This window comes from Synechococcus sp. R8-2 (genome assembly GCF_047461715.1).
In the GTDB taxonomy this organism is placed as follows: domain Bacteria; phylum Cyanobacteriota; class Cyanobacteriia; order Thermostichales; family Thermostichaceae; genus Thermostichus.
The window spans coordinates 1-4690 of the sequence record NZ_JANSHQ010000694.1 but is presented as its reverse complement, the minus strand read 5'-3'; the positions used below and the strand labels follow the sequence as shown (position 1 = coordinate 4690).

The following is a 4690-nucleotide window of genomic DNA, read 5'->3' as shown; positions in this document are numbered from 1 at the left end:
CGGGCGATGTCGAAAAGCTCTCAGGTGATGTCGAAAAGCTCACTTTTAAGTTCGACACCTCACAAACCATCGGGGAACGGCTGGAACGTCTAGCCACCAGCCTGATTGCCGGTGCCACCATCAGCATCATTGCCGGAGTGATTTTGGTGCTGCTGCGGGAGGGATCCCGTTGAAGGGATGTTGCTCGGGGCTGGTTTTGGGGGGTCAACTGCCGGAATTGAGTTTTTCCCAGTCCTGCTGGTGGATGGCGATCATCTGGGCTTGGGCTTGAATAGCTGCCAACACCTCCGTCATCAGGGGCCAGTCGCTCCGCGGCGGACTGGGGTACTGCTTAAGCTTGTCAACTGTGTTGCTGAGAGCACTTTGCAATTGTTGCAGCAGTTGATAGGTCTGTTGGGCCAAAGCTAGGGTCTCAGAGACGCGGAGGTTATTCTGGCCTTGTTGATATTTCTGGAGAGCTTCCCCTCGCAGGATGCTCAAGATGGCCCCTTCTCTAGAGGACTGCCGCTGGCCACTTTTGGAGCGCTGTGGGATGATGCGCAACTGCAACACCAGTGGCTCCCCCCGGTACATCCGCTCCACCTCTGCCTGCTGCGGCTCCCCGATCAACTCCGGATCCAGCGCCATCATCCGCTTCATGGCGGTGATCAACTTCGCCCGTATGGACTCGGAGAGATCTTTGAACAGATCCCGCAAAATCCCCTGCTGGCGGTAGCGCACTCGACAAGAAGGCCCCTCTTGAGGTTCCACGAAAATTTGCTCGGCTTTCTCATCCAAAGCCCGCCGCAGCATCGAGTTGAGCAACTGCTGCACTGTCTCTTCTGATTCGTCGGCGGGGACGGACGGAGGCTGGGTTGGCCTCAACTGCGTGGGTGGCCCCGACACGGGAGCAGGAACCTCCCGAGTCACCCGGTTGGCTTGGGCCTGGAGGCGCAGCCGCTCCACCTCTGCCGGGTCGGGGGGATGGCTGAAGTAGTAGGCAATTAAATCCTGCTGCTGCTGAGCGGTGAGAGGGATTGGCTGGACGGAAATCTGGGAATAGGCCAGCATTTTGCTCACATAGTCCAACGCCGCCAAATCCTGGGGATCCACCATGCCCAAGATGAGGCTGTCGGTATCCAGGGCCAAGGGGACGACTTGGTAGTAAATGCAGATCTCCACCGGCAAGTACTGGGCAATTAAGGCCGGCACTCGCGCCCGGTCAACAAGGGAGTGTTGTCCCACCGCCAGAGAGGCATCTGGATCAGTCATGGCAAGCCCGGAGTGGATCCCGCACAGGCGAGACGTCGCTACCTGATCATAGAGTAAAGCCTACACCCTCGCGGCCTGAGGCCCATGGCATCCTGGCTCATCTGACCGGCGTAAATTGAATAATGTAATACTAGGGGTATTCTCCTCTACACCCAAAGCAGTAAAGCCTTGTTAAGTCTTGGAGTTAACATCGACCACATTGCCACCCTTCGACAGGCACGCCGCACGGTGGAGCCAGATCCGGTAGCGGCAGCGGTGATTGCCGAGCTGGCGGGGGCAGATGGCATTACGGTGCACTTGCGCGAGGATCGCCGTCACATTCAAGATCGGGATGTGCGGCTGCTGCGGCAAACCGTGCGCACCCACCTCAACCTGGAGATGGCAGCCACCGATGAGATGGTGGCGATTGCCCTGGAGATTAAGCCTGACTACGTCACTTTGGTTCCCGAGCGGCGGGAGGAGATCACCACCGAAGGTGGGTTGGATGTGGCGGGGCAGGTGTCGCGCCTCAGGGATGTGGTCGGCCAACTGCAGGGATCCGGCATTCCCGTCAGCTTGTTTATCGACCCAGATCCGACCCAAATTGCCGCTGCTGCCCAAGTGGGAGCCCGCTGGGTGGAGCTCCACACGGGGCGCTATGCAGAAGCCTCATCCGCAGCTCAGCGGCAGGTGGAACTTGACCACCTGGAAAAGGCCAGCCAACAGGCCCTTCAACTGGGCTTGCGGGTGAATGCGGGACATGGTCTTACCTACTGGAATGTCGGCCCGGTGGCGCGGATCCCTGGCATGGAGGAGCTGAACATCGGCCACAGCATTATCAGTCGAGCGGTGCTGGTGGGGCTGGATCGGGCGGTGCGAGAGATGCGTCAGGCGATGGGACTAAGCTGAGGAGCAGGCCCGGCATGAACTCGGAATACTACGGCTACGAAAACTACGTTCTGGATCAGGCGGAGATTGAGCGCCTGTTGGATCTGCTGCCAGCCAGTATGCGGGAGAGTGTGAAGATCTTGCCCGCCTCGGAACGGCAAACGGTGGTGATCAAAGGCCGCCGGCAGATGCCCTGGGAACGGCAGATGCGGCTGTTCATCAAGCCCTACGAGTGGCGGCAATTTACCCCCCTGCAGCGGGCGGGGCTGTTCCTGCACAAGGTGGGCTACTACAGTCGGGCGGTGTCGCGGCAGATCGACTTTTACCTGGCCATAGCAGCTCTGGGGGGGTTGAGCTTGATCTTCGAGGCCGTACAACAGGATCCCGTGGGAGCAACCGTTTCGGGTGGTTTGAGTGGCTTGGCCCTCTGGCAGTTGCGCCGCGACCAAACCAATGACCGTCGTCTGTTGGCTGCTGACGCCTATGCGGTGGATCGCCTGGTGTTGCGCGGGATCCCGCGGCTGCAGGCGGTGGAGGCCCTAGGGCAGGCGCTGCATGTGGAGGCCCGTCTGGAGGGGCGCTCGGGCAATGATCTGCTGGACATGTTGCGCTACCAAAACCTCAAGCGGCTGGCCCAGCGTCCGGCGGAAGACATTGTGTTGAGCTAATCCCGGGTAGAGATGCTTTCTCCCTCGCGGCTGGGATCCCAGGCGGGCCGGTGGGGCCGCCATCTGCTGCAAGTGGCGGTGACCGATTCCACCAATCGGCTGCTCTTGGATTGGGGCCGTCGGTTCCCACAGCCGCTGCCGGTGGGCACAGTTTTGGTCAGCACCCGCCAGCGGGCCGGGCAAGGTCAACATGGGCGAGTGTGGCACTCGCAGCCGGGGGGACTATACCTGTCCGTTTGGCTGGGATCCCCGCCCTTGCATCACTCGCTGCTGGAACTGACCCTGACCTTGGGCTGGGGCATTGCGGGCCGTTTACGGCAAAACCTTGGGATCCCGCTGCGGCTGAAATGGCCCAACGATTTGGTGGTGGTGGACGAGCAGCGCCCGGATTCTCTGCTCAAGCTGGGGGGGATCCTGGTACAAAGCCGCTTTGGGGGGGGCGGGCAACTGCTGGGGTTGGTGGCCGGTGTGGGGGTGAATGTCAACAACCCCGTTCCCATTGGGGCAATCACCTTAGCCCAAATTTTGGGATCCCCTCTGCACCGCTCACTCGACCGCACCGAGATTGCCGGCTGGGTTCTGCAGGGGATGGAGCAGGGATTCCACGTCTGGTTGCAAGGGGGATTTGCCCCCGTTCGCTCAGAGTACGAAGCCTGGATGGTCAAGCCGCAAGTCCAATGGCTCGAAAGGGGGACTAGCCTCACGATCTTGGGCCTTGCCGAGGATGGAAGGGTGCGAGTACAAACACAAGGGGAGCGACATCTGCAACAGCAGCAATCCATCCGGACGCTTACACCCGACCAAGTTCGCTTGAGCTATTCCATTCCAGCGGGCGGCAGCCCGTAGTTTTTCCAGTGTTTTTTCTCATGTGGCCTGCGTTGAACTCGGTGATGAAACTTTGGGTTATGGCGGCACGCCTTTTCTCCCCCCGAGCTCGGCGGCTGCGCTTTTGGCTGAAGCTGGGGCTGGCTCTGCTCTGGTTTTATCCCACTGCTCTGCTGGCCCAAACCCAACCAACCCCTTTGCCCCCGCCGCCCATGGTGGAACCGGCCCTAGACACGCCTGGGGCAGCAGCCCTGCTGCTGGATGGAGCCATTCCCCTGGGAGAGGGCAGCCCTGCGACCCTTGAGGCAGAAACCCGCCCAGAGACGGTAGTGGGCCGCGAGATCGTGATTGAGCCCCAGAAGAACCATGACCTGGTTCCCCATGCTCAGCCTGAAGGTGGGGTGCCGGTGGTGCTGATGGAACGCAGCTCCGGTCGCCGCATCATTCTCGCCCCCGGCCAAGAGATTCGCATCGAGGATCCCAGCCAGCCCCAAGCTCCTGAACCGCAAACGCCAAGGTTGCCTGAACTGGCGGCAGGTGACGAACGACTGCTCTACCCCCTACCTCACCCGGTGCCGATTACTTCTGGATTTGGCATGCGAATTCACCCCATCCGCGGAGAGCCGGAGTTTCATGCTGGAGTGGATTTGGGGGCCAGCATGGGCACGCCGATCTTGGCCTCTTTAAGCGGCAAGGTGGTCACTTCGGGATCCCTGGGGGGTCTAGGGATCACCGTTGTGCTGGAGCATGCCGGCGGTCGGCGCACTCGCTATGGCCACATGTCCGAAGTTGCTGTAACACCGGGGGAAGTGGTAGAGCGGGGATCCGTCATCGGCTATGTGGGGGCGACCGGAGCGGTAACTGGGCCGCACCTCCACTTTGAGCTGTGGAAGCGGGCGGTGGGGCAAGGTTGGGTGGTTCTGGACGCCACAGATGATCTGAAGGTTGCTGTTGCCCAGCTGCCGGGTTAGCCAGAGCCGGCTTGGGTTAGCATAGGTGGGCGGGCTCCAACTGGAATGCTGGCGCAGGTAACCAGTTGGGTCATGCAGGTTTTGCGGACGTGGCGGAACGGCAGACGC

At 60.9% G+C, this 4690-nt stretch carries 5 protein-coding genes; 4 read left to right on the top strand and 1 reads right to left on the bottom strand.

The window, feature by feature from the left end:
- Positions 1 to 204: 204 nt before the first annotated feature.
- Positions 205 to 1251: a hypothetical protein gene (locus NW819_RS13960; protein WP_414414115.1), complete on the bottom strand. Its 1047-nt coding sequence runs from the start codon at positions 1249 to 1251 to the stop codon at positions 205 to 207.
- Between the two features lie 168 nt (positions 1252 to 1419).
- On the opposite strand from NW819_RS13960, the gene NW819_RS13955 reads away from it, so the two are divergent.
- The 4 genes from NW819_RS13955 to NW819_RS13940 are packed head-to-tail and all read left to right on the top strand — an operon-like array spanning position 1420 to position 4582.
- Positions 1420 to 2139 (top strand): pyridoxine 5'-phosphate synthase, encoded by a 720-nt coding sequence (locus tag NW819_RS13955; protein ID WP_414414114.1) that lies wholly within the window; start codon positions 1420 to 1422, stop codon positions 2137 to 2139.
- A 14-nt stretch (positions 2140 to 2153) separates the two neighbouring features.
- Positions 2154 to 2786, top strand: coding sequence for a DUF3318 domain-containing protein (locus tag NW819_RS13950; protein WP_011432111.1), 633 nt, complete (start codon positions 2154 to 2156; stop codon positions 2784 to 2786).
- Between the two features lie 12 nt (positions 2787 to 2798).
- The gene (locus NW819_RS13945; protein ID WP_414414113.1) at positions 2799 to 3632 is read left to right on the top strand and encodes a biotin--[acetyl-CoA-carboxylase] ligase; all 834 of its coding nucleotides are present in this window, start codon (positions 2799 to 2801) and stop codon (positions 3630 to 3632) included.
- Positions 3633 to 3691: 59 nt separating this feature from the next.
- Positions 3692 to 4582, top strand: coding sequence for a M23 family metallopeptidase (locus NW819_RS13940; protein ID WP_414414112.1), 891 nt, complete (start codon positions 3692 to 3694; stop codon positions 4580 to 4582).
- Positions 4583 to 4690: the final 108 nt, after the last annotated feature.